At 73.0% G+C, this 20050-nt stretch carries 18 protein-coding genes and 2 pseudogenes; 13 read left to right on the plus strand and 7 right to left on the minus strand.

Going from position 1 to position 20050, the window contains the following annotated elements; translation table 11 throughout:
• Positions 1–6: 6 nt before the first annotated feature.
• A complete protein-coding gene (locus OG559_RS10845) occupies positions 7–828 on the minus strand; it encodes a TNT domain-containing protein (RefSeq protein ID WP_405114813.1) in 822 nt (273 codons plus the stop codon).
• A gap of 165 nt (positions 829–993) precedes the next feature.
• Here OG559_RS10845 and OG559_RS10850 point away from each other — a divergent pair, with 165 nt between their 5' ends.
• The gene (locus tag OG559_RS10850) at positions 994–1830 is read left to right on the plus strand and encodes a hypothetical protein (protein ID WP_405114815.1); all 837 of its coding nucleotides are present in this window, start codon (positions 994–996) and stop codon (positions 1828–1830) included.
• Between the two features lie 11 nt (positions 1831–1841).
• Here the strand turns inward: OG559_RS10850 and OG559_RS10855 are convergent, their stop codons facing one another.
• Positions 1842–3134, minus strand: a complete 1293-nt coding sequence (locus OG559_RS10855) for an acetyl-CoA C-acetyltransferase (protein ID WP_405114817.1) — start codon at positions 3132–3134, stop codon at positions 1842–1844.
• Between the two features lie 56 nt (positions 3135–3190).
• On the opposite strand from OG559_RS10855, the gene OG559_RS10860 reads away from it, so the two are divergent.
• The 7 genes from OG559_RS10860 to OG559_RS10890 all read left to right on the plus strand — a co-directional run bounded on the left by OG559_RS10860 (position 3191) and on the right by OG559_RS10890 (position 10116).
• A complete protein-coding gene (locus OG559_RS10860) occupies positions 3191–4549 on the plus strand; it encodes a 3-oxoacyl-ACP reductase (protein WP_405114819.1) in 1359 nt (452 codons plus the stop codon).
• A complete protein-coding gene (locus OG559_RS10865; RefSeq protein ID WP_405116567.1) occupies positions 4549–5412 on the plus strand; it encodes a MaoC/PaaZ C-terminal domain-containing protein in 864 nt (287 codons plus the stop codon). Before OG559_RS10860 ends, OG559_RS10865 begins: the two co-directional genes overlap by 1 nt.
• Positions 5413–5506: 94 nt before the next feature.
• A complete protein-coding gene (locus OG559_RS10870; RefSeq protein ID WP_405114822.1) occupies positions 5507–6259 on the plus strand; it encodes an NUDIX domain-containing protein in 753 nt (250 codons plus the stop codon).
• Positions 6256–7230: a serine/threonine protein kinase gene (locus OG559_RS10875; protein WP_405114824.1), complete on the plus strand. Its 975-nt coding sequence runs from the start codon at positions 6256–6258 to the stop codon at positions 7228–7230. The genes OG559_RS10870 and OG559_RS10875 overlap by 4 nt, the downstream gene beginning before the upstream one ends.
• A gap of 10 nt (positions 7231–7240) precedes the next feature.
• Positions 7241–8206 (plus strand): hypothetical protein, encoded by a 966-nt coding sequence (locus tag OG559_RS10880; RefSeq protein ID WP_405114826.1) that lies wholly within the window; start codon positions 7241–7243, stop codon positions 8204–8206.
• Entirely contained in the window at positions 8203–9441 is a 1239-nt protein-coding gene (locus tag OG559_RS10885; RefSeq protein ID WP_405114828.1) for an adenylosuccinate synthetase, read from the plus strand. The genes OG559_RS10880 and OG559_RS10885 overlap by 4 nt, the downstream gene beginning before the upstream one ends.
• Before the next feature lie 57 nt (positions 9442–9498).
• Entirely contained in the window at positions 9499–10116 is a 618-nt protein-coding gene (locus OG559_RS10890; protein ID WP_405114830.1) for a DedA family protein, read from the plus strand.
• A gap of 138 nt (positions 10117–10254) precedes the next feature.
• Here OG559_RS10890 and OG559_RS10895 read toward each other — a convergent pair whose 3' ends face one another.
• The 5 genes from OG559_RS10895 to OG559_RS10915 form a co-directional block, all read right to left on the minus strand.
• Complete coding sequence (locus tag OG559_RS10895; protein ID WP_405114832.1) at positions 10255–11187, minus strand: SpoIID/LytB domain-containing protein; 933 nt, start codon at positions 11185–11187, stop codon at positions 10255–10257.
• 82 nt (positions 11188–11269) lie between these two features.
• A complete protein-coding gene (locus OG559_RS10900) occupies positions 11270–12052 on the minus strand; it encodes a peptidase inhibitor family I36 protein (RefSeq protein WP_405114834.1) in 783 nt (260 codons plus the stop codon).
• 53 nt (positions 12053–12105) lie between these two features.
• A complete protein-coding gene (locus OG559_RS10905; protein WP_405114836.1) occupies positions 12106–12969 on the minus strand; it encodes a peptidoglycan-binding protein in 864 nt (287 codons plus the stop codon).
• Positions 12970–13230: 261 nt separating this feature from the next.
• A complete protein-coding gene (locus OG559_RS10910) occupies positions 13231–14268 on the minus strand; it encodes an NBR1-Ig-like domain-containing protein (protein ID WP_405114838.1) in 1038 nt (345 codons plus the stop codon).
• 225 nt (positions 14269–14493) lie between these two features.
• Positions 14494–15132 (minus strand): TetR/AcrR family transcriptional regulator, encoded by a 639-nt coding sequence (locus OG559_RS10915; RefSeq protein ID WP_396671701.1) that lies wholly within the window; start codon positions 15130–15132, stop codon positions 14494–14496.
• A gap of 88 nt (positions 15133–15220) precedes the next feature.
• On the opposite strand from OG559_RS10915, the gene OG559_RS10920 reads away from it, so the two are divergent.
• From OG559_RS10920 to OG559_RS10940, 5 genes and pseudogenes are all read left to right on the plus strand, one after another.
• Positions 15221–15673 (plus strand): SCP2 sterol-binding domain-containing protein, encoded by a 453-nt coding sequence (locus tag OG559_RS10920; RefSeq protein WP_396671702.1) that lies wholly within the window; start codon positions 15221–15223, stop codon positions 15671–15673.
• Position 15674: 1 nt separating this feature from the next.
• Positions 15675–16889, plus strand: a complete 1215-nt coding sequence (locus tag OG559_RS10925) for an acyl-CoA dehydrogenase family protein (protein ID WP_405114841.1) — start codon at positions 15675–15677, stop codon at positions 16887–16889.
• Between the two features lie 207 nt (positions 16890–17096).
• Positions 17097–18659: an AMP-binding protein gene (locus OG559_RS10930; RefSeq protein ID WP_405114843.1), complete on the plus strand. Its 1563-nt coding sequence runs from the start codon at positions 17097–17099 to the stop codon at positions 18657–18659.
• A gap of 154 nt (positions 18660–18813) precedes the next feature.
• Positions 18814–19128 (plus strand): annotated as a pseudogene (locus OG559_RS10935) (hypothetical protein); the annotation flags it as partial.
• A 73-nt stretch (positions 19129–19201) separates the two neighbouring features.
• A pseudogene (locus OG559_RS10940) lies at positions 19202–20029 on the plus strand (serine hydrolase domain-containing protein); the annotation flags it as partial.
• Positions 20030–20050 lie beyond the last annotated feature (21 nt).

The raw sequence follows: 20050 nt of genomic DNA on the forward strand, positions 1-20050 counted from the left end.
CCGGCGTCAGCAGACGACGGGCGTCTCGCTGCGCCGGGGCGGGGCGGGGCACGCCGCCGCCTGCTCCAGGTTCTCCTCGACCAGATACCCGTTCTGGAGCAGCCAGGTGACGTTCAGGGTGGCCCCGGCCTGCGGCAGGTACGCCGGGTTGAGCTGGAACTGGGTGCCCATGCCCGGCTGGGCGAACCAGGGCGCGATCGGCCCGGAGTCGACCGTGAACGGCCTCACCACGCAGTAGACGTGGTAGTTGGCCAGCAGAGCGTCGGCCGGCGTGTTCAGGCTCTGCGGGGTCAGCGACCGGGAGCCGAACGGGGTGCCGAGCGGGGCGAGGAACGCGCCGCCCGGGAAGCCGAAGCGGTCGAGCCGATAGCCGGTGAGCAGGGTCTGCGCCTGCCTGATCGGCCTGCCGTCCGGCCCGAGGACGAAGCCGCTGGCCGGCGGGTAGCCGTACGTCGGCGGATTGCCGCTGGTGTACTGCGCCAGGAACTGGCTCTCGGTGAGCGCGCCGAAGCGCTGGTAGCCGGCGAGCAGCGGCCCGACCGGGCCGGCGGTGGGAAACTGGACCGGCCCCAGTTGGGGGTTGTGGTCGTAGTACTGGGTGGTCTTCGGCGCGGACGGCGGCGTCCCGGGACGGCAGAGATCCCGGCTCGGGGGCGGCTGCGGTTGGCTGGCGTCGCGGGGTGACCGGTCCGCGCCGCGCGGTCTCTCGTCGACGGGCGCGGCGGCGTGGGCGGTCGCCGCAGGCGCGGCGACCTCATGGGCGGTGGCGGGGAAGAACACCAGCGTCGCGCCGGAGAGCACGGCGAACAACCAACGTCTGCGCTTCACTGTCAACCTCCCGAAACAGGACGACCAGGTCCTCATTTTTGGGAGATCTATAACTAGATGCCGCCTTTTGCGAGCTTCGGCACCCGAAAGGCTGAAGAACGGACGCGCCCGACCCCGGTGCCGTACGGCATAGATGGCGATCAGATTCGGTGGGATGATGTCGGGATGCCGGACAGCGGGGAGCGGAAGGTGCGCCCGGCGGTGGGGGACACCGACCGAACAGAGCAGGCAGCGCCGGCACGGGCCGCGCCGATCCGGGCCGGCGAGGAGCCGCAGCGGCCGTCAGGCGGGCCGCGGGCCGTGGATCGTCCCGCAGGCGACACGCCGCCGATCCGACGCCTTCTGCTCTGGACGCTCGGTCTCGTCGGGGCGTTCGTCACCGCCGTCGTCGCCGGGCTGGCCGCCAACGTCGTACAGTCGCTGACCACGCCGCCGCAGCCGACCCCGTCCGCCAGCCCGGCGACGCGGGTGACTGCGGTCCGGCTGGTTCGCCCGTTCGACGACACCGGGCGGCTGCTGCCGCCGTACCAGGAGGCGGGGCGCAGCGCCGGCGGTCGGTGCGTCGAGAGCTACCAGAGTTCTGATCCGGACGCGCAACGTTGCTTCAGCCAGTCCCAGGTGTTCGACCCGTGCTGGTCCCTGGCCGAGGTCACCGTCTGCCTGCGGAGCCCATGGGACAGCGCGGCCTGGATCATCGAGGACATCGAGGGTGCCCGGGCGGTCCGCCGTTCGATGGGCGACGCGCCTTGGGCGCTGGAGGTCCGCAATCCCTTCGACGAGCGACAGACACTACGGTGCGGCGCGGCCGGCGGGGCGAACGGCACCGTGGCCGGAATGCGGATCGGTTGGCGCTGCTCACCGGCGGACGCCGCCGAATTCCGGCACGTCGGAGACCTGATCGGCCTTCCTCGCAGCGAGGAGGGAAAGCCGTGGACGATCTTCTTCGCGCAGGAGAACAACAGCGACGTCCGGGAGGCGGAGGTGGTCACCGTCTGGCGGTGACCACCACCTGATCAGCGCTCCAGGATCGCCGTCACGCCCTGGCCGCCGGCCGCGCAGATCGAGATCAGCCCTCGCCCGCTGCCCTTCTCGGCGAGCAGCTTGGCCAGGGTGGCGACGATCCGCCCGCCGGTGGCGGCGAACGGGTGCCCGGCGGCCAGCGACGAGCCGTTGACGTTGAGCCGGTCCCGGTCGATCGCGCCGAGCGGGGCGTCCAGGCCCAGCCAGTCCTTGCAGAACTCCGGCGACTCCCAGGCAGCCAGGGTGGCCAGCACCTGGGAGGCGAACGCCTCGTGGATCTCGTAGTGGTCGAAGTCCTGCAACGCCAGCCCGGCCCGGGCCAGCATCCGGGGCACGGCGTACGCGGGGGCCATCAGCAGCCCCTCGTCGCCGTGCACGAAGTCCACGGCGGCCGTCTCGGACCAGCTGAACCAGGCGAGCACCGGAAGGCTGTGCTCGCGCGCCCACTCCTCGGACGCGAGCAGCACCGTCGACGCGCCGTCGGTGAGCGGCGAGGAGTTTCCGGCGGTCATGGTGGCCCGGTCGGCGTCCGGGCCCCTGTGCCCGAAGACCGGCTTCAGCGAGCCGAGCTTCTCCAGGCTGGTGTCCGGGCGCAGGTTCTGGTCCCGGGTCAGCCCGAGGTACGGCGTCATCAGGTCGTCGAAGAACCCCCGCTCGTACGCGGCGGCGAGCCGCTGGTGGGAGCGCAGCGCCAGCTCGTCCTGGGCCTGCCGGTCGACGTCCCAGCGCAGCGCGGTGCGGGCGGCGTGCTCGCCCATCGACAGCCCGGTGCGCGGCTCGGCGTTGCGCGGGATCTCCGGCTGGAACGGCTGCGACGGGCGCAGCTTCGCGGCGATCCTCAGCCGCTCGCCGAGGGTCCGGGCGCTGTTGAGCCGGAGCAGGGTGCGGCGCATCTCCTCGTTGACCGCGAGCGGCGCGTCGGAGGTGGTGTCCACGCCGCCGGCGATGCCGACGTCGAGCTGCCCGAGGGCGATCTTGTTGGCGACCAGGATCGCCGCCTCCAGGCCGGTGCCGCAGGCCTGCTGGATGTCGTACGCCGGGGTGCGCGGGTCGAGGCGGGAGCCGAGCACCACCTCGCGGGTCAGGTTGAAGTCCTTCGAGTGCTTCAGCACCGCCCCCGCGACGACCTCGCCGACCCGCTGCCCGGCCAGCCCGAACCGGGCCACCAGGCCGTCGAGCGCCGCGCCGAGCAGGTCCGTGTTGGACGCGCTGGCGTACCGGGAGTTGGACCGGGCGAAGGGGATGCGGTTGCCGCCGATGACCGCGACCCGCCGAATGCTCTGCACGATCCCGCCTCCAATTCAGGACTTGCCCACAACCTACTGGCCAGTAGGCTACGCCTATGACCGACAGGTACGCGAGTTTCGTCCGATCGGGGGCCGGCCGCGCGCTGGTCAAGCGCCTCGGGCTGCCCGACCCGCCACGACTGCGCCGGCACGCCCCCGGCGATCCGCTGGTCCCCGGGCCGGTGCTGCTCGGCGCGGCCACCGGCGGCCGGCTCGCCGAGCAGGTCGGCAGGATCATGACCGCCGCCGGGGTCGAGCTGGCCGACCCGGCCGCCGCGCCCGGCCCGGAGCGGCGGCACGCCGCCCTGGTGTACGACGCCACCGGCATCACCGACTCCACCGGCCTGCGCCAGCTCCACGAGTTCTTCCACCCGCAGGCCCGCTCGGTGCTGCCCAGCGGCCGGGTGATCGTGCTGGGCACCCCGCCCCAGGAGTGCGGCTCGCCGCGCGAGGCGACCGCCCAGCGGGCCCTCGAAGGGCTGACCCGCAGCATCGGCAAGGAGTTCGGGCGGGGCGTGACCGCCCAGCTCGTCCACGTCACCCCGGCCGGGGACGCGGGCACGGGCACCGGCCTGGAGGCCACCCTGCGGTTCCTGCTCTCCGGCCGGTCCGCGTACGTCTCCGGGCAGGTGATCCGGATCGGCGCGGGCCAGGCCGAACCGCCGGCCGACTGGGACCGGCCGTTGGACGGGCAGGTCGTCCTGGTCACCGGGGCAGCCCGGGGGATCGGCGCGGCGCTGGCCCGGGTGCTGGCCCGCGACGGGGCGAAGGTGGTCGCGCTGGACGTCCCGGCCGCCGGGGACGAACTGGCCGCCGTGGCCAACGAGATCGCCGCCACCGCCGTGCAGCTCGACCTGACCTCCCCGGACGCACCGACCCGGCTCGCCGACCACCTGGCCGGCCGGCACGGGCACGTCGACGTGGTGGTGCACAACGCCGGCATCACCCGGGACAAGACCCTGGGCCGGATGGACGCCGACCGGTGGGACCAGGTGCTCGACGTGAACCTCTCCAGCCAGGAGCGGATCAACGACGTGCTGCTGGAACGCGGGCTGATCCCGGCCGGCGGGCGGATCGTCTCGGTCTCCTCGATCGCCGGGATCGCCGGCAACCGGGGCCAGACCAACTACGCCACCTCCAAAGCCGGGGTGATCGGCCTGGTGCAGTCGCTCGCCCCGGTGCTGCGCGAGCGCGGGATCAGCGTGAACGCGGTCGCGCCCGGGTTCATCGAGACCCGGCTGACCGCCCGGATCCCGCTGGTGATCCGGGAGGCGGGCCGCCGGATGAACAGCATGTCCCAGGGCGGTCTGCCGGTGGACGTGGCCGAGACGATCGGCTGGCTGGCCTGGCCGGCCAGCGGCGCGGTCAGCGGCAACATCGTCCGGGTCTGCGGCCAGAGTCTGCTGGGGGCGTGATGGCCAGGACGATCGTGGAACTGCCCCGGTTGCCGCAGGCCGGCCCGCTGTACCGGCGCGCCCTGCTCGGGGTCCTGCCCGGGGCCGGCCGCCGGCGCGGTGACGTGCTGCCCGGGGGCGAGCTGACCGTTGCCGGGGTCGCCGTCGACCGGGCGCACCTGGCCGACTACGACCGGGTCTGCGGGTTCCGGCTGACCGACCGGCTGCCGGCGACGTACCCGCACGTCATGGGCTTTCCGCTGGCGCTGCGGCTGATGACCGCGCCGGAGTTCCCGATGCCGCTGGTCGGCCTGGTGCACGTGGCCAACCGGATCACCGTGCACCGGCCCGTCGGGTCCGGCGAGACGCTGTACTTCCGGGCGTACGCCGAGGATCTGCGCCCGCACGACCGGGGCCGGCAGGTCGACGTGGTGCTCGTCGGCTCGGTCGGCGGGGAGGAGGTGTGGCGGGGCGTCTCGACGTACCTCGGCAGGGAGCGCACGGCCGGCGGCGGCGAGCGGCGCGATCGGGGCGAGCGGCCCCCGGCGCCGGCCGCCACCGCGCACTGGCGGGTGACGCCCCGGGTGGGCACCGACTACGCCCGGGTCTCCGGCGACCACAACCCGATCCACACCTCCCGGCTCGGGGCGCGGCTGTTCGGGTTCCCGCGCCCGATCGCGCACGGCATGTGGAGCAAGGCGCGCTGCCTGGCCGCCCTGGAGAGCCGGCTGCCGGACGCGTACACGGTCGACGTGGCGTTCAAGCTGCCGGTGCCACTGCCGTCCACGGTGGCCCTCAGCGCCACCGCCGACGGCGCGGCCTGGGCGTTCGCGCTACACGACGCGCGCTCCGGCCGCCCGCACCTGGCGGGTGCCGTCCGCTGACCGTCCGCCCCTGCCGAGCCGGGGGCTTGCCGTTCACTCTTTCGTGGGCTAAGTTGTTCTCACATCGAGTTATTCTCAGAGTGAGAGAGAAGACGTGAACGAGCAGGAGTTCCTTGCCGCCTACGACCCGCGGGACCATCCGGCCGTCGCCGTGACCGTGGACGTGGTCGCGCTGACCATTCGCGAGGGCGCGCTGCACCTGCTGCTCGTCCGCCGCGGCGCGCCGCCCTTCGAGGGCCACTGGGCGCTGCCCGGCGGCTTCGTCCACCCCGACGAGGACCTGACCGCCGGGGCCCGCCGCGAGCTGGCCGAGGAGACCGGGCTCGGCGGCGAGCGGCTGCGCCGGATCCACCTGGAGCAGCTCGCCAGCTACGGCGCCCCCGACCGGGACCCCCGGATGCGGGTCGTCTCGGTGGCCCACCTCGCGTTCGCCCCCGACCTGCCGAACCCGGCCGCCGGCAGCGACGTCGACGAGGCGCTCTGGCTGCCGGTCAGCGCGCTGGCCAGCCGGCAGCTCGCCTTCGACCACGCCCGGGTCATCGAGGACGGGCTGGAGCGGGCGCGGTCCAAGCTGGAGTACACCCCGCTGGCCACCCGCTTCCTGGACGCCGAGTTCACCGTCACCGAGCTGCGCGCCGTCTACGAGACGGTCTGGGGGCACCCGCTGCACCCGGGCAACTTCCACCGCAAGGTGCTCTCCGTGCCGGGCTTCGTGGAGAGCACCGGCGCCAGCGCCGAGCGCGGCGGCACCCGCGGCGGCCCGCGCGCCAAGCTCTACCGCGCCGGCGACGCCCGGCTGCTGCACCCGGCGCTGCTGCGCCCGGCCCGGGAGGAGACGGTGCGATGAGGACCGACGAGGCCATCCGGCTGGTCGCGACGGCCCGCACCGACGCCGACCTGTTCGGCGCCGACGCGCCGGCACACCGCTACCGCGAGCTGGTCGCGGCCCTGCACCCCGATCGGCTGGGCGCGCTCGACGAGGCGGTACGCGCCGAAGCCACCGACGCGTTCGTGCGGGTCACCACCCGCTGGCGGGCCAGCCGGGTGTTCGTCCTCGGGGCGTACCGGCTCGGCCCGCTCGCCCACACCGGCGACCTGGCCGACCTGTACGACGTCGGGACGGACCGGCTGCTCAAGCTGCCCCGCAACCCCACCGACAACGACCTGATGGCCCGCGAGGCGCACGCCCTGCGCACCGTCGAGGAACGGGGCGACCCGCGCTACCTGCCGTACGTGCCCCGGCTCGTCGACTCCTTCCGGCACCGGGACGCGGCGACCGGCGCGCAGCGGCGGATCAGCGTGCTGGCCACCGCGCCCGGCCTGCGCAGCCTGGACGAGGTGCGCCGGGCGTACCCGGACGGGCTGGACGCCCGGGACGCGGCCTGGATGTGGCGGCGGCTGCTGGTCGCCCTCGGCCTGGCCCACCGGGCCGGCGTGGTGCACGGCGCGGTGCTCCCCCGGCATGTGCTGATCGAGCCGGACGGGCACGGCGTGGTGCTCGTGGACTGGTGCTTCTCGGTGGTCGGCGAGGGCGCGGTCCCGGCGCTGGTGCCCGGCCACGAGGACTGGTACCCGCCCGAGGTCGCCGCGAAGCGGCCCTGCGGGCCGGGCACCGACCTGGCGATGGCCGCCCGCTGCATGACCTGGCTGATGGGCGACCGCGCCCCGCGCGAGCTGCGCGCCTTCGCCGACGGCTGCCGCCGCCCGGCCCTGAACTCCCGGCCCGACGACGCCTGGCGACTGCTCGGCGAGCTGGACGAGGTGCTGGAGCGGCTCTACGGGCCACGCACCTTCCGACCCTTCACCCTCAACCCCTAAGGAGCCTGCCATGGGCAGTGGAATGTGGTCCACCGACGTGTACGACGCCGCCGACCGCTACCGCCGGGCCACCGGCAAGAGCGCGTTCGCCTACAGCGACAGCGGGGCGCGTAAGGTGCACCCCGCCCTCGACCCGCGCGGCGCGGCACGGGAGAGCCGCGACTCGGCCGAGCACCCGCAGTCGACGGCCATCTCGGTGCTGTTCGACGTGACCGGCTCGATGAGGAACGTCCCGCGCACCCTCCAGACCAAGCTGCCGCAGCTTCTCGGGCTGCTGCTGCGCCAGGGGTACGCCCGCGACCCGCAGATCATGTTCGGCGCGATCGGCGACGCCACCTGCGACCGGGTGCCGTTGCAGGTCGGCCAGTTCGAGTCGGACAACCGGATGGACGACGACCTCGGCCGGATCGTGCTGGAGGGCGGCGGTGGCGGCCAGATGACGGAGTCGTACGAACTGGCCATGTACTACATGGCCCGACACACGGTGACCGACTGCTGGGAGAAGCGGGGCCGGCGCGGCTACCTGTTCATCATCGGCGACGAGCTGGCCTACCCCCGGGTCGACCGGCGGCAGGTGAGCCGCCTGATCGGCGACGACCTGGGCGAGGACGTGCCGCTGCGGCAGGTCGTCGACGAGGTGACCCGCCGCTGGGACACGTACTACCTGCTCCCCGCCGGCAGCCACTACGCCGGCAACGCCAAGGTGCTGGACTTCTGGCGCGACCTGCTGGGGCAGAACGCCGTCGTGCTGGACGACCTGGACGCCGTCTGCGAGACCATCGCGCTGACCGTCGGCCTCGGCGAGCAGGCCGTCGACCTGGACCAGGGCCTGGCTGACCTGAAGCGGGCCGGCTCGACGGCCACCGGCACGGTGTCCAAGGCGCTGGCCCGGCTCCGCGGCGGCCCGCGGGACCAGGTGTGCGCGTTGCCGGCCCCGTCGGCGCCGCCGTCGACCCGGGGGGTCACCCGGCTGTGAACCACGTGGCAGTGGTCGACCTCGGCTACGGCGACGCCGGCAAGGGCACCGTCGTGGACTGGCTGTGCGGGACGCGGCCGGTCCACACGGTGATCCGCTTCAACGGGGGCGCGCAGGCGGCACACAACGTCGTCCTGCGCGACGGTCGGCACCACACGTTCGCGCAGTTCGGGGCGGGGACGTTCCGCCCCGGGGTGCGGACCCACCTGGCGCGGCACGTGGTGGTGGACCCGCTGGCCCTGGCCGCCGAGGCCGACCACCTCGCCTCGGTGGGGGTGCCCGACGCGCTCGACCGGCTCACGGTCGACGGGGAGGCGCTGCTGGCGACCCCGTACCACCGGGCCGCGAACCGGGCCCGGGAGCTGGCCCGGGGAGCCGACCGGCACGGCTCCTGCGGGCTGGGGGTGGGCGAGACCGTCGCGTACGGCCTCGCCCACCCCGACTCCGCGCCTCGGGTGGCGGACTGCCGCACCCCGGCTGTGCTGCGCCGCCGGCTCGCCGTGCTGCGGGACCGGCTGACCGCCGAACTCGGCCCGCTGGACGCCCCGCCGGTGGAGGACTGCCTGCCCGCGTTCAGCGGGTTCGCCGAACGGGTGGCGATCGTCGACCGGGCGTACCTGGCCGGGGTGCTGCGCGCCGGGACCTGCGTCTTCGAAGGGGCGCAGGGGGTGCTGCTCGACGAGTGGCACGGCTTCCACCCGTACACGACGTGGAGCACCACCACGTTCGCCAACGTCGAGACCCTGCTCGCCGAGGCGGGCCAGCCCGGCGGGGCCGAGCGGCTGGGCGTGCTGCGGATCGCGACCACCCGGCACGGCCCCGGTCCGCTGGTCACCGAGGATCCGGCGCTGCCGCTGGCCGACCCGCGCAACCCGACCAACCCGTGGCAGGGGCGGTTCCGGTTCGGCCACTTCGACGCGGTCGCCCACCGGTACGCCCTGGCGGTGGCCGGCGGGGTCGACGGCCTCGCGCTCACCCACCTCGACCTGGCCGACCGGGGGCTGCGGATCTGCCGCCGCTACGACATCGCCGACCGGCTGGAGCCCGGCCCGCCCGGCGACCTGGACCGCCAGGCCGCGCTCACCGCCCGCCTGCTGGCGGCCCGCCCGGTTTACGACGATCCGCCGCCCGCCGACTGGGCCGCGGCGGTGCAGGAGGCGCTCGCCGCCCCGGTCGTGCTCACCTCCCACTCGCCCACCGCCGAGGGCAAGGCGGTAAGGAGCGGCACCTTTTAACGCCTTTTGCACAGGAAGGGCCCCTTCCTGACACTCGCGCGGCAGAGCATGAAGGGCATGCAGTCGGTGCTCGACCTGCTCCACGACACGGTCACCTCGCCGTTTGTCTATCTGGTGATCTTCCTGGTCACCGCGGTGGACGCCGTCTTCCCGGCGGTCCCGGGCGAGACGGTCGTGGTCACCGCCGGGGTCTTCGCGGCGGCCGGGCAGCCCGACCTGACCGCGGTGATCGTGGTGGCGGCGGTCGGCGCGCTGGCCGGCGACAACCTGTCGTACGCCATCGGCCGGGGCGGCGGCGCGCGCCGGCTGACCCGGCTGCCGGCGGAGAGCCGCCGACGGGCCGGATCGGAGTGGGCCCGCCGGTCGGTGGACCGGCGCGGCGGCATCATCCTCATGACCGCCCGGTACGTGCCCGGCGGGCGCACGGCCGTGACCCTCACGATGGGCGCCGTGCGGTACCCGCTGCGGGCGTTCCTGCTCTTCGACACCCTGGCCGCCAGCTCCTGGGCGGTCTACTGCGGGCTGCTCGGCTACTTCGGCGGGCTGGCCTTCGAGCGGAATCCCGTCGCGGGCGTGCTGGCGGGCGTCGGGCTGTCGGTCGCGATCACCGGGCTGCTGGAGGCGATCCGCCGGCTGCGCCGCCGCGCCCACCGCCGCGCCGCCGGCCGGAGTTGAACAACAACGGTGGCCCGGCGGTAACGGTCGGCCGACGTGGGGCAGCCGGCCGAGCACGGGTGGCGCCGTGACGTGCCGCAGCCACGAGCGCGCCGCCCGTCGCGGATCTGCGGCGGGCGGCGCGGTTCGCGCGTGACGTCAGGAAACAACCACATTGCTGTAGTAGTAGCGCAGAATCGTCTGGTAGCTCTTGCCCGCGTTCGCGAGATCACGCGAGCCGTACTGCGACATCCAGTCCCCGGTCACCCAGCCACCGCACGCGGTCGTGGTCGCGCAGTAGTGAGCCCGCAGGATGTTGCCGTTCCGGGTCATCCGGGTCGACCAGGTGCTGTCCACCGCGGAGGACGTCGACGTCTGCGCCGACGACGGCCGGTAGACCTGGTCGGCGGTGTCGTCACGGACGTCGTAGCACTGTCCGCCGGGGGTCTTCCGGGTCGAGTGCAGCGCCCAGTACCAGCCGTAGCTCTTGACGGCTACGGCACCGGCCTGCAGCGAGGCACCCGGCCAGCTCGTCACCCACTCGTTCGGGAGGACGTTCTTGACGTACGTCTTGAAGTCGACCCGGTCGACTCGCCCGAGACCGACCCGGTAGACGAGGATGGTGCTCGGCAGCTTGCTGTTGGTGCCGTCGGTGGTGCAGCCCGTCGGCCCGCCCGTGCCCAGCAGCTCGTGCGAGGCGTTGTTGTTCTTCAGCGTGGCGTTGAGGTTGCCCTTCGCCCCGGCCGCGAAGTCCTGGCTCGCACCGGCGAAGTTGCTGTTGAAGTAGACCCGCACGGTCTTGCTCGTGCGGTTCCACACCGACGCGGCGTTGTTCTTCACACAGACGCCCTGGCCGTTGCCCGCGCCCTTGAACTCGTAGCACGACGGCTGGGTCGTGCCGTAGTCGCCGAGCGACTCGGTGAAGTCCGAGACCGAGCCGGCCTCGTCGCTGTTGTAGTAGTAGCAGAACTCGCCGCTGTCGCAGACCCCGTCCCGGCCGGCGGCGGACGCCGCGCCCGGCGCCACCGCGACACCGACGAGCGTCGCCACCAGGACGGCCAGGATGCCCGGAACTCTTCTCAGGATGGTCATTAGCGTCCGCCGATCAGAAGTGGCGCAGGTGCTGGAAGTTGGCCTGGGCGCAGCTCAGGTGCAGGTGCGAGCGCATGCCGGGTCACCAGCCGCTCGGGACGTAGGCCCAGCCCAGGTAGTCGGACCGGCTCCGGAACGAGTTGGTCTGGTAAACGGTCGGTCCGGTGCTGATGGCGCTGTTGCCGCCGATCGAAAGCATGACGTGCCCGGCGTACGTGGTGGACGTGAAGAACACGGCCGTTCCGGCAGGCGGCACCGAGCCGGTGTGGATACGTCCGTTGCTCTTCTGCCAGTTGTAGTGCGTGAGTGCCGTGGCGAACCGGCCGCTGGTGCCGAACGCCCGCTCGACGAACAGCTCGCACTGGTTGTTCCAGTCGGTGTGCCCGAGCCGCGCCCTCGCGAACGCGACAGCCTCGGACGCGCGCGGGTCGGCCGGGTAGGTGCCGCCGCCGGAGCCGACGATGTCGTGCGAGGCGTTGTTGTTCTTCAGCGTGGCGTTGAGGTTGCCCTTCGCCCCGGCCGCGAAGTCCTGGCTCGCACCGGCGAAGTTGCTGTTGAAGTAGACCCGGATGGTCGTGCTCGTGCGGTTCCACACCGACGCGGCGTTGTTCTTCACGCACACGCCCTGGCCGTTGCCCGCGCCCTTGAACTCGTAGCACGACGGCTGGGTCGTGCCGTAGTCGCCGAGCGACCCGGTGAAGTCCGAGACCGAGCCGGCCTCGTCACTGTTGTAGTAGTAGCAGAACTCGCCGCTGTCGCAGACCCCGTCCCGGGCCGCTGCGGACGCCGGCGAGGCGACGCTGAGGATGGAGGTGGTCATGGCGAGCGCGGCGCCGACGACGGCGAGACTCTTGCGGATGTTCATGGTGTCCTCTCGTGGACAGTGAGCGATGGTTGGTGGATCGGGCCGGATGCGGGTCACTGCCCGCGCTGGTACTGCTCCCAGGTCTTGATCGGAATCCGGGGGCCGTCGTCCGGGCCACGGTTGGCCAGGCCGTTCATGCCGAGGTGGTAGTCGCCGGCCTGGTGCTGCGCCTGGCTGGACAGGTCCGTGTCGTTGATCGCCACGGCGTGGATGTGCCACGGCCAGTCACCCTGACTCGGGTTACGGACCCAGGCTGCGAAGCCGACCTGGCGTAGAGCCCGGACGACGGCGGTACGCGTGGCCGCGGTCATGCCGGTGACCGCGATGTCCACCACACCCCCGCCGTCGTGCGTACCGGCCGAGGTCGGGTCGCCCCCGGGGTTGTACGAGCCCTGTTCGAGCACCAGGGTGCAGTCGAGCAGGCGCTGGGCCTCGGCCAGCATCGCCTGGGTACGGGCATTGACGACGTACCCGTCACGCTGGACCTTCGCGCCCGGGCCGATCGTGCTGCCGACGGTGTACCGGTTCTGCCCGAGCTTCGTCAGCGACGTCGTGCCGGGCAGCCCGTTCGCGGCCAGGCCGGTGTATCCGAGCGAGCGCTGGTAGGCCGCGTACGCCGAGACGGTCTGGGTGCCGAAGTAGCCGTCGACCCACTTCGCGTTGAGCAGGTTCTGGGCCTGGAGCGCCTGCTCGACAGCGAGCACGGAACTCTTCGCGCCCGGGGTCAGTGTGTCGTCGTCACGGCGGGGGTCGATCTGGGCGGCCAGGACGGTGGCCTCCATGTCCACGACAGGCCGCGCGGTCGTGGTGACGGTCCGCTGCGCTGTGGCGCCGGATGTCGCGGCCGACGCATGGGCCGGGACGCCGACGGCCATGCAGAGCGCGGCGAGCCCGACGGGTAACCAGGGACGGCGCAAGGTCGATCCTCCTCGTAGGTAGTGAGTCGCGTTCGGAACGAACATCACTCTGCGAGAAGGGGTCTGCTGTTCGGTACCCCGCTGTCCTGTCAGATTCGTCAGGACGTCATTGACCTCTATGAATTCGGTGTTGTCAGTTCGGGCGGCAACCGGGACTGACATCGAGCGTTCGCGCCCTGACACCGGTCGGGCGACCCGGAACCGGGAAATCGACTGGGGCGGCGGCTCGGCGGGCCTGACCGCGGCTGCCGCCAGGCGTGCTCAGGCGGTGACGGTGACCATGAAGTAGATCGGCCGGCGGCTGGGAAAGTAGGCCTGCCCGTGCTCGTCAACTATCTTCCAGCTGACCCAGCACTTCCCGGGGCGGCTCGGCGCGGTGACCGGAACACTGATCATCACCTGCTCGCCGGGCGGCGTGTCGCCGATCGCCACCCGATCCGGCACCTGGCAACCGTCGTCGTCCCCGGTGGGGTTCATCCGCGCCAGGAAGCGGTTGTGCCAATCGACCGATCCCACGTTCGCGAGCGCCCACACCTTCACGAAGCGGGCGTTCACCTTCACCCGCGTACCGTCGGGGATGGTGACGTCGGCGACGAACTGGCTCGAGTCCCCGGGAATCAGCGCGTCCGAGAACCCTGCCGACGACGACGGCGACGCCGCCACGGCGCCGGGGCCGTCCGGGGACGACAGACCGCGGACGGTGACGCCCAGGACGGCGACCACCGCCACCGCCACCACGACGGCGAGCCACCGCAACTGGTGCCGTCGCACACCCGTGACCTCGTCCTCCGCCGCCTGCGGGTGCTCCGCGGCCCGCAGCGCGCGCTGGCCCACCGGCACGAGGTCCGAAGACGCGGCGACGCCGGACACGGCGGGCCTGCCGGCCGCCGGAGTGTCCATGGCGTGGGACGTCCCGGCGGCCACGACGCCGGACGCCATCGTGTCCAGGGTGCCCCGAGTTTCGACTGCGGCCGAGGAATCGGTGCTGACCGGCATCAGGTCGCCGGCCGGGACGGAGTGTCCCGTCCCCGGGCTCTGAGCGTCCTCCCATCGGCGCCGCCACTGGACCTCGTCCGCCTCGCAGGCCCGGACGAACTCGCGCGTGGTCTCCCACGAGGGAAACCTGGTCCCGGCGGCAGCCTCGTGCAGCGTCGTGTGCGAGATGCGGCCCGACCGCCCAGCCATCTTCCGGAATGACGGGTTGCCCACGCTGGTCCGTAGTGTTCGCAACTGATCGGCGAACCTCTCGGCGGCCATGCCGTCCTGAATCGACTCGTCGGCAGCACGCTGGTCTTCCACTCGTCCCCCATGTCAGACGCCGTCGTCAGGTGTTGTCAGAACGGTGTGAGAGGTACCGAACGGGCCTCGACGGCCATCATTGTCATGGATGACGATACCGGGCGCGACGGTCCCGGTACATTGATGTAGGTCAAAGACGAAGGGTCTTTCCCGACGTAGTGTGCGCATCCTCGTGGCCGCCGGGCTGGCTGCGCCTGCGGCGCCCGCCGACGGTTTCCCGCCGGGCTACTGCTGCGGCGGACGCCAGGTGCTGCCGCGCAGAAGCTGGTCGGCGCCGAGCCAGGCGACGTTCATCATCCGGGTGGCGGTCTTCTCCGGGTCGGCCTCCGGGTGGTCGGCGAGCCAGTCGGCCAGCGACTCGCTCGCGCCGACCAGGGCGTACGCGACGACCTCCAGGTCTGTTGCGCTCACCTCGCGTCCCCGGGCGCGCAGCGCGTGGTCGAGCATCCCGGCGACCACCTCGACGAGCCGGGCCCGCATGGCGGCCAGTTCCCCGGCGAACGGCTGCGAGCCCCGGGCCTGCCGGTAGAGCACCGCCCAGCCATCCCGGTGCGCCCCGACGAAGCCGAAGAACGCCCGCAGCCCGCGCCAGAGCCGCTCGTCGGCGTCCAAATCGGGGGCGGCGGCCCCGGCGATTGCCTCCGTCATCCGGGTGCCCTCGCGGTGCAGGCAGGCGACGAAGAGCTCCTCCTTGGTGCCGAGGTATGCGTAGACCATGGGCTTGGAGATGCCGGCGGCCTCGGCGATCTCGTCCATGCTGGCCGCGTGGAAGCCGCGCCGGGAGAAGACCCGGACGGCCGCGTCGAGCATCTGCTGCTCGCGTACGGCCCGGGGCAGGCGCTTGAAGGTGGGGGTGCTGGACACCTTGCGAGCATACCTACTCATGCGTAAGGTTACGCTTGAGTAACCACACTTGAGTAACCATATTCACCGCCCGAGAGGTGCATCTCCCATGACCGACTTCGACCCGGCAAACTTCGCCAACTACGGCCCGAAGGAGTTCGCCCAGCTGGTCAAGTCCACCCCCGACGACAAGATCGCCGAGGTGATGTCCGGCGACCTGCGCGGCAAGGTTCTGAGCGAGGTCTTCGGCCGGATGCCCTCGCTGTTCCGCGCCGACCGGGCCGGTGCCACCAACGCGGTGATCCACTGGAACATCACCGGCCGCCCCGACGGTGGCACCGACACGTACGAGATCGCCATCGCCGACGGCGCCTGCGTGGTCAACGAGACCCCGCAGCACGACCCGAAGCTGAGCCTCACCATGGGCCCGGTCGAGTTCCTGAAGATCGTCTCCGGCGGGGCCAACCCGGTCATGATGTTCATGACGGGCAAGCTGAAGGCCAAGGGCGACCTGGGCCTGGCCGCCAACATCGCCAACCTGTTCGACATCCCCAAGGGCTGACATGGCCGAGTTCTCGCTCGACCTGAACGAGGAACAGCGGGACCTGCGGGACTGGGTGCACGGCTTCGCCGCCGAGGTCGTGCGCCCGGCCGCCGCCGAGTGGGACGAACGGGAAGAGACCCCCTGGCCCGTCATCCAGGAGGCGGCGAAAGTCGGCCTGTACGGCTTCGAGTTCCTCGCCACCTGCTGGGCCGACCCCACCGGCCTGTCCCTCCCGATCGCCAGCGAGGAGCTCTTCTGGGGCGACGCCGGCATCGGCCTGGGCATCTTCGGCACCTCCCTCGCGGTGGCCGCCATCTACGGCGCGGGCACCCCCGACCAGCTCGTCGAGTGGGTCCCACAGTGCTTCGGCGACGTCGACTCACCCGCCGTCGCGGCGTTCTGCACCACCGAGCCGGAGGCCGGCTCCGACGTCGGCGCGATGCGCACCCGGGCCGTCTACGACGAGGCCACCGACGAGTGGGTGCTGCGCGGGCAGAAGGCGTACGCCACCAACGGTGGGATCGCCGGGGTGCACGTCGTCACCGCCTCGATCGACCCGACGCTCGGCTCGCGCGGCCAGGCCGCGTTCGTCGTACCGCCGGGCACCGCCGGGTTGAGCGCCACCCGGAAGCTGCGCAAGCTGGGGCTGCGCGCCTCGCACACGGCGGACGTCTTCCTCGACGACGTCCGGGTGCCGGGCCGCTGCCTGCTCGGCGGGCGGGAGGCCCTCCTGGAGCGGCTCGACCGGGCCCGCTCCGGCCGGCGCGCCTCCGGCCAGGCCGCGATGCGCACCTTCGAGCTGTCCCGGCCGACCGTCGGCGCGCAGGCGCTCGGCGTGGCCCGGGCCGCCTACGAGTACGCCCTCGACTACGCGAAGGACCGGGTCCAGTTCGGTCGGCCGATCATCGAGAACCAGGCCGTCGCGTTCGCGCTGGCCGACATGCGGATGGAGATCGACGCGGCCCGGCTGCTGGTCTGGCGGGCGTCCTGGATGGGTCGCAACAACCGTCCGTTCACCGCCGGCGAGGGCTCGATGTCCAAGCTCAAGGCCGGCGAGGTGGCCGTGTCGGTCACCGAGAAGGCGGTCCAGTTGCTCGGCGGGGCCGGCTTCCTGCGGGACCACCCGGTCGAGCGCTGGTACCGCGACGCGAAGATCTACACCATCTTCGAGGGCACCTCGGAGATCCAGCGGCTGGTCATCTCCCGGGCCATCTCCGGCGTGCACATCCGCTGACCGCCGCCGGAGCGACCTCGCACCACCACGCGCGACCACCGCGCCGGCGCCCTCGTCGCCGAGGGCGCCGGCGCGGTGGAGACCGGTACCGGAGGGGCCCGCGAGCAGGGCGTGGCCGGCCCCAGCAACACCGGCGGCACCTGAGACCGGACACGCCCGGCGAGGAGCCCCACAGGTGGGGCCCCGCACCGCCGAAGGAGGCCGTGCATGGACCTGCCGTTCATCGTCGCCACGCTGACCCGGCGCGGGCTGCTCACCCCGGGCCGGCCGACCCGGATCGCCGCCCAGCTCGGCGCGCTGCGCAGGTGGGGTTGGGGCCTCGCCGGCGAGCTGCGCCAGGCCGCCGCCCGGGAACCGGGCCGCACCGCCGTCGTCGACGAGCTGGGCGCCGAACTGACGTACCGGGACCTGCTGGACCGGGCCGAGCGGCTGGCGAAGTCGCTGCGCGGCGTGCTCGGCGTCCAGGCCGGGGACCGGATCGGGCTGCTCTGCCGCAACCACCACGGGCTGATCGAGGCCATGGTCGCCACCACCCTGCTCGGCGCGGACGCGGTGCTGGTCAACTCCGGGCTCTCCGCCGCGCAGCTCGCCACCATCGCCGAGGAGCAGGCGCTCAAGGTCCTGGTGCACGACGCCGAGTTCGCCGACCGGCTCCCCGGCCTCCCCGCCGAGCTGCACCGGGTCGACGAGGCCCGGCAGGAGGAGCTGGTCACGTGGGCGCAGCCCGGCGACCTCCGGCCGCCGCCGCGCGACGGCCGAACCATCGTGCTCACCTCCGGCACCACCGGCGCGCCCAAGGGGGCCCGCCGGCCCACCCCGCACGGCTTCGGCCCGCTGGTGTCCATCATCGACCGCATCCCGCTGCACGTCCGGCACACCGTGCTGATCGCCGCGCCGCTGTTCCACACCTGGGGGTACGCCGCCCTCCAGGTCTGCTTCGCCCTGCGGGCGACCATCGTGCTGCACCGCCGCTTCGACCCGGCCGCCACGCTGGACGCGCTGGCGGCGCAGCGCTGCGACGCCATGTTCGCGGTGCCGGTGATGGTGCAGCGGCTGATGGAGGTGCCCCCGCCCGGCCGGAGGCCGCCGCTGAAGGTGGTCGCGGTCAGCGGTTCCGCGCTGCCCGGCGGGCTCGCCACGAGGTTCATGGACGCCTACGGCGACGTCCTCTACAACCTGTACGGCTCCACCGAGGTCTCCTGGGCGTCCATCGCGGGCCCCGCCGACCTACGACGGGCCCCCACCACCGCCGGCCGGCCGCCGCACGGCACCCGGCTACGGATCCTCGACGAGGAGGGGCGGCAGGTCCCCGACGGCCAGGTCGGCCGGATCTTCGTGGGCAACGAGATGCTGTTCGAGGGCTACACCTCGGGGGCGGGACGGGAGAGCCGGGACGGGCTGCTGGACACCGGGGACCTCGGCCGGGTCGGCGTCGACGGGCTCCTCTTCGTCGACGGGCGGGCCGACGACATGATCGTCTCCGGCGGGGAGAACGTCTTCCCGTCCGAGGTGGAGGATCTGATCGCCCGGCTCCCCCAGGTCCGGGAGGCTGCCGTCATCGGCGTGCCGGACCCGGAGTACGGCCAGCGACTCGCCGCGTTCCTCGCGCTGCACCCCGGCGAGACGCTGGACCCGGAGGCGGTCCGCGAGTACGTCCGGCACTACCTGGCCCGGTTCTCCGTGCCCCGGGACGTGGTCTTCGTGAAGTACCTGCCGCGCAACGCCACCGGCAAGGTGCTGAGCCGCGAGCTGCGCCGCTACTACGACTGACTGGCTCTCCCCCGGCCGCGCCACCAGCACGGCCCAGGGGTTCCTCCCCGGCCGCAGACCGGGCACACCAGGGACTCACCCGAGCCGCCGACCGGGGTGCGCCGGGGGACTCTCCCGGATGCTCCGGCACCCCCCGGCGGGCAGGCTCGACGGCATGAAGATCACGAATCGCCGGACCGTCCTCGTCGCCACGGCGCTCGGCGCTCTGCTGACCGTCACCGCCCCCGGCGCGGCCGCCGCCGCCCCCGGCTCCGGGGCTGCCGGCTCCGTGGGCACCGGGACGGCGACGCTCGGCCGTGGCGGCGCCGGTTGCCGGCTTGGCACCCTTGACCCCAGCCCCCTCCGGGCGGCGATCGCCGGCCTGCCCAGCGCCGACGCGACCAGCGCCCAGGTGCGGATCACCACCCCGGAGGGCTGCTGGACGGGCACCAGCGGCGTACGGGACCTGCGCACCCAGGCCCCGGTGCCGCCGCACGCGCGGTTCCGGGTGGGCAGCGCAACCAAGGTCTTCACCGCCGCCCTGGTGCTCCCAGCTCGCCGCCGAGGGGCGCGTCGACCTCAACAGGCCGGTGCAGGGGTACCTGCCCGGCCTGCTGCCCGCCGACTACCCGACCGTGACCGTCCGCCAGCTGCTCGACCACACCAGCGGCATCCCCAGCCCGAGGATGCCGGGCGGCGTCGAGTGGCAGCTCGCCCACCGGTACGACCGGTGGACCCCGGAACAGATCGTCCGGCGCGGGCTGGACAACGGCCGTGAGTTCGAGCCCGGGGAGAGGCAGCACTACACCAACATGGGCTACATCGTCGCCGGCCTGCTGATCGAGAAGGTCACCGGCCACTCGTACGAGGCTGAGCTGGACCGGCGGATCGCCCGGCCGCTCGGCCTGCGGGACACGTACGCGCCGGGCGACGACCCGCGCATCCACGGCCCGCACGCGCACGGCTACCAGGCCGTGGTGCGCGGCGGGGTGACCGAGCTGGTGGACGCGACCACCTGGAGCCAGACCTTCACCCCGGCCTCCGGGGACGTCATCTCCAGCCTCGCCGACCTGGACACCTTCATCACGGCGCTGTTCACCGGCCGGGTGGTGCCGGAGCCTCAGCTCACCGAGATGTTCACCCTCCCGCAGGTGGACGACGTCGAGGGCGGGCCGGCCCGGTACAGCGCCGGGCTGACCGCCATGCCGCTGCCGAACGGCGAGACCCTGTGGGCCAAGACCGGCTCCCGGTTCGGCTACCTGGCCGCCGTGGCCTCCACCCGGGACGGCCGGTTCCGGGTGGAGTACTCGATCACCGCGACGAACGCCAAGGGCGAGGAGCTGAGCGCCACCGCCCAGGCCGTCATCGGCGCCGCCCTCGGCATGTTCTGACCCACGCCCGCCGATCGGTCC

Origin of the sequence: Micromonospora sp. NBC_01405 (genome assembly GCF_045040155.1) — a bacterium.
GTDB lineage: Bacteria > Actinomycetota > Actinomycetes > Mycobacteriales > Micromonosporaceae > Micromonospora.

What these genes read in the sequence shown, in the direction of transcription:
- OG559_RS10890 (WP_405114830.1), top strand. Translation starts at nt 9,499, where the DNA reads ATGCAGTCGGTGCTCGACCTGCTCCACGACACGGTCACCTCGCCGTTT.
- OG559_RS10860 (WP_405114819.1), top strand. Translation starts at nt 3,191, where the DNA reads ATGACCGACAGGTACGCGAGTTTCGTCCGATCGGGGGCCGGCCGCGCG.
- OG559_RS10880 (WP_405114826.1), top strand. Translation starts at nt 7,241, where the DNA reads ATGGGCAGTGGAATGTGGTCCACCGACGTGTACGACGCCGCCGACCGC.
- OG559_RS10930 (WP_405114843.1), top strand. Translation starts at nt 17,097, where the DNA reads ATGGACCTGCCGTTCATCGTCGCCACGCTGACCCGGCGCGGGCTGCTC.
- OG559_RS10925 (WP_405114841.1), top strand. Translation starts at nt 15,675, where the DNA reads ATGGCCGAGTTCTCGCTCGACCTGAACGAGGAACAGCGGGACCTGCGG.
- OG559_RS10900 (WP_405114834.1), bottom strand. Translation starts at nt 12,052, where the DNA reads ATGAACATCCGCAAGAGTCTCGCCGTCGTCGGCGCCGCGCTCGCCATG.
- OG559_RS10865 (WP_405116567.1), top strand. Translation starts at nt 4,549, where the DNA reads ATGGCCAGGACGATCGTGGAACTGCCCCGGTTGCCGCAGGCCGGCCCG.
- OG559_RS10850 (WP_405114815.1), top strand. Translation starts at nt 994, where the DNA reads ATGCCGGACAGCGGGGAGCGGAAGGTGCGCCCGGCGGTGGGGGACACC.
- OG559_RS10875 (WP_405114824.1), top strand. Translation starts at nt 6,256, where the DNA reads ATGAGGACCGACGAGGCCATCCGGCTGGTCGCGACGGCCCGCACCGAC.
- OG559_RS10920 (WP_396671702.1), top strand. Translation starts at nt 15,221, where the DNA reads ATGACCGACTTCGACCCGGCAAACTTCGCCAACTACGGCCCGAAGGAG.
- OG559_RS10895 (WP_405114832.1), bottom strand. Translation starts at nt 11,187, where the DNA reads ATGACCATCCTGAGAAGAGTTCCGGGCATCCTGGCCGTCCTGGTGGCG.